Source organism: Pseudovibrio sp. POLY-S9, from assembly GCF_001431305.1.
GTDB lineage: Bacteria > Pseudomonadota > Alphaproteobacteria > Rhizobiales > Stappiaceae > Pseudovibrio.
The window spans coordinates 114,452-117,371 of record NZ_LCWX01000228.1 but is presented as its reverse complement, the minus strand read 5'-3'; the positions used below and the strand labels follow the sequence as shown (position 1 = coordinate 117,371).

The 2,920-nt window shown below is 51.3% G+C and carries 3 protein-coding genes; 1 reads left to right on the top strand and 2 read right to left on the bottom strand.

From position 1 onward, the window contains the following. Positions 1–20: 20 nt before the first annotated feature. Positions 21–1,682 (bottom strand): lysine--tRNA ligase, encoded by a 1,662-nt coding sequence (locus PPL9_RS23190; RefSeq protein ID WP_057464931.1) that lies wholly within the window; start codon positions 1,680–1,682, stop codon positions 21–23. A 266-nt stretch (positions 1,683–1,948) separates the two neighbouring features. Between PPL9_RS23190 and PPL9_RS23185 the strand changes: the two genes are divergently transcribed. Continuing rightward, the gene (locus PPL9_RS23185) at positions 1,949–2,362 is read left to right on the top strand and encodes a tellurite resistance TerB family protein (protein WP_057465028.1); all 414 of its coding nucleotides are present in this window, start codon (positions 1,949–1,951) and stop codon (positions 2,360–2,362) included. 78 nt (positions 2,363–2,440) lie between these two features. On the opposite strand, the gene apaG is transcribed toward PPL9_RS23185, so the two are convergent. Further along, positions 2,441–2,833, bottom strand: a complete 393-nt coding sequence (gene apaG, locus PPL9_RS23180) for a Co2+/Mg2+ efflux protein ApaG (RefSeq protein ID WP_057465027.1) — start codon at positions 2,831–2,833, stop codon at positions 2,441–2,443. Between the last annotated feature and the right edge of the window lie 87 nt (positions 2,834–2,920).

The window sequence follows — 2,920 nt, the reverse complement described above, 5'->3', positions numbered from 1 at the left end:
CGTTTGAGGGGGCTAATTCATCACGCTGCAAGCTCTCCTGCAAGTGCTTTTGCAATCAAACTACGAGTTTCCGGAATACCGTAGAGGGCGATAAAGGAACCAAAGCGTGGACCTTTCTCCTGCCCCAGAAGTACTTGATAAATCGCAGAGAAAAAGGTCTGCGCGACACCAGGGCGTCCATCTGGACCCGGCTTTGCGGTGTTCTGGTAACGCTCAATATTACGACCAATGTCGTAAATTGCGTTTTGGATATCGCCGCCGTCAGTCTCTGCTGGCAGGCCAGCAAGCACTTCATCCAGCTTGGTGAGCATTTCTGTCTCAACTTCATCAGCTGCTTTGAACTTCTTCGTTGGCTTCACGAAGTCGTCGTAGTAGCGGATGGCGTAGCCAACCAACTCATCCAGCATCTTATGCGTTGCAGCAGACGAGCCCGGTGCGTAGCGGGAGATAAATGCCCACAGCACGTCCTTGTTCTCTGCATTAGATGCAGAGACCAGGTTGAGCAGCATTGCGAAGGAGATCGGCATCTCTTCTTTTGGCGGTGTGCCGTAGTGGATGTGCCAGACCGGGTTCATCAGCTTCTGCGCTGCATCCATGTTGTCGAACTTGGGCAGGAAGGTGCAGTACTCATCAACCGCTTTCGGGATGACGTCAAAATACAGCTTCTTCGCAGTTTTCGGCTTCTGGAAGTTAAACAGGGACAGGCTTTCCTGATTGGCGTACTGGAGCCATTCTTCCATGGTCAGGCCGTTGCCTTTGGACTTGGAGATTTTCTGGCCTTTGTCGTCCAGGAAGAGCTCGTAGTTGAAGCCTTCCGGAGCAGGACCGCCCAGAGCCTTACAGATCTTGCCAGACAGGTTCACGCTGTCAATCAGATCTTTACCAGCCATTTCATAGTCGATGCCCAGCGCGTACCATCGCAGCGCCCAGTCAGCTTTCCACTGACATTTGACGTTGCCGCCTGTCACCAGAACTTCAACACGCTCTTCAGTCTCAGGGTCAATGTAAGTCACAGTGCCTTTTTCGACATTGCGATCTACCATTGGCACCTGCAGCACAATACCTGTGCGCGGGCAAAGCGGAAGAAATGGAGAGTACGTGGCCTGACGCTCTTCGCCCAGTGTTGGAAGAATGATCGCCATGATCTTGTCGTAGACTTCCAGCATACGCAGGAGCGCTTTATCAAACACACCAGACTTGTAATAGTCGGTGGAAGACACGAAGTCATACTCGAAGCCGAACTTATCCAGAAACGCCATGAGTTTTGCGTTGTTGGCCGCTGCAAAACTTGGGTATTCGTTGGAGAATGGATCCGGCACGCTGGTCAGTGGCTTGCCAAGAAATGACGCCATCATCTCCTGATTAGGCACGTTGGTTGGCACTTTGCGGAAGCCGTCCATATCATCTGAAAAGCAGATCAGCTTGGTCGGGATCTTATCTTCTGTCAGCACACGAAAAGCGGTGCGCACCATCGTGGTGCGTGCAACTTCGCCAAAGGTACCCATGTGCGGCAGACCAGATGGACCATAGCCGGTCTCGAACAAGACCGGCCCGGTCTTGGGTTTCTTCTCCAACCGTTTGACCAGTTTGCGTGCTTCTTCAAACGGCCAGGCTTTAGATACCTGTGCCGCCTCGATAAGTTCTGGGCTGAGATCGAGTTGAGGCAAACTGTTCATAGACATGGATTTTGAGATCCGTATTTGGAGATTAAATTGTAACTGAGTTTCGCTTTCTTCAGCAGGATTTAATGCCGGAAAGCTGCGCGAACTTATGTAAAACTAGCGCCCGCGTCAATGACAGTTCTCGGGTTTTCGGCTCTACCCCCTTGTATGAGGCCGGAAGCCCCCTTACCTTTGCAGTCATTAGCCGCCGCCAGACAATTTGGCAGAGCGAAAAACTAAAGCAAACCAAGAGGCAAAGCTTTTCGCTTTGGGGAGATATGGGTACAATAGAAAGATTACTGAGCGTAGAAGAAGCTCTCATTCATGTGATGGTGATGGTTTCCGCCGCAGATAGCGCGATGAGCGACGCAGAGCTTCGCCAGCTTGGCGATATTGTGGGCATTCTCCCTGTTTTCAAAGATTTTGACGACAATAACCTGATCAAGATTACCCAGCAGTGCGCTGAGCGTCTTTCCGGTGAAAACGGCATGAACGCAACACTGGCGCTTGTGGCAGAGTCTTTGCCAACCAAATTGCATGACACCGCTTATGCTCTTGGTGTGGAGATTGCTGCGGCAGACTTGCGAGTAAGCCCTGAAGAAGTGCGTATGTTGCAATTGCTGCGTGACCACCTGAAGCTGGACAAGCTGACGATCGCAGCGATTGAGCGCGGCGCTCAGGCCCGCTTCCGCACACAATAACTCAGTTCAATCTGATTGGCGGGCAGCACGACTGCCCGCAATCCTGTTTTTTGCGCTGCAAGATATTGTTTGCAGCTGTTAATGCACGGTCTTGACCATATCCGGCAGATCCAGCGAGAAAGCTGGAATTTTCACCGCAAAGGACTCCCCTTTTTCAGTTTGCATACGGTAGTTGCCCGTCATGATGCCTGAAGGGGTATTGAGTGGACAGCCTGAGGTGTACTGAAACGACCCACCGGGTTCGATGACTGGCTCTTCACCAACCACACCTGCCCCGTTGACTTCCTGCGTGTTGCCGTTGGCGTCAATGATATGCCAGTGGCGAGACCGCAGTTGGATAGTATCAGAACTCAGGTTCTCAATTGAGACCGTATAGGCCCAGAAGAACTGCTCATCTTCGGGAGTGGACTCCTCAGCAAGATAATACGGTTCGACAGTGATCTGTATATTTCGGGTAACGGCACGATACATAGCACAACCCATTTCTAAGGAAAATTCCACTGCAAATACAACAGCAGTACGCATCCTATTTTTAATAAGTCTAGCCTTTTCACCCCG

What these genes read in the sequence shown, in the direction of transcription:
- PPL9_RS23190 (WP_057464931.1), bottom strand. Translation starts at nt 1,682, where the DNA reads ATGTCTATGAACAGTTTGCCTCAACTCGATCTCAGCCCAGAACTTATC.
- apaG (WP_057465027.1), bottom strand. Translation starts at nt 2,833, where the DNA reads ATGTATCGTGCCGTTACCCGAAATATACAGATCACTGTCGAACCGTAT.